The organism is Streptomyces sp. NK08204 (assembly GCF_020400585.1).
Taxonomy (GTDB): Bacteria; Actinomycetota; Actinomycetes; order Streptomycetales; family Streptomycetaceae; genus Streptomyces.
The window spans coordinates 1-284 of record NZ_JAINVF010000107.1; the positions used below are offsets into that span (position 1 = coordinate 1).

A 284-nucleotide genomic window follows, 5' to 3' on the forward strand; every position below is an offset into this window, starting at 1 on the left:
TCGGCGCGCACCCGGGCGTGCCAGTACTCGGCGAGGGCCTCGGCCAGCTGGACGGACAGGCCGTGCAGTTCGAGGTAGTCGCGGTAGGAGTTGGCCTCGAAGAGCTTGGCGGTCTCCTCGCCGATGCGGGAGCCGACGGTGACGACCTGGAGGCCGACGACGTCGGTCTGCCCGGACTCCTCCGGGCGGAAGAAGTCGGCCAGGCACAGCCGCCGGCCCCGCCGCTGGCGCGGGAAGGTGAACCGGGTGCGCTCGTTGCCGTCCTCGTCCAGGATGATCAGGTC

General features: G+C 71.5%; 1 protein-coding gene. It reads right to left on the reverse strand.

Going from position 1 to position 284, the window contains the following annotated elements; genetic code table 11:
- Positions 1-284 (reverse strand): vitamin B12 dependent-methionine synthase activation domain-containing protein (locus K7G59_RS34520; protein WP_225840699.1); only part of this gene is annotated, 284 nt, incomplete at both ends.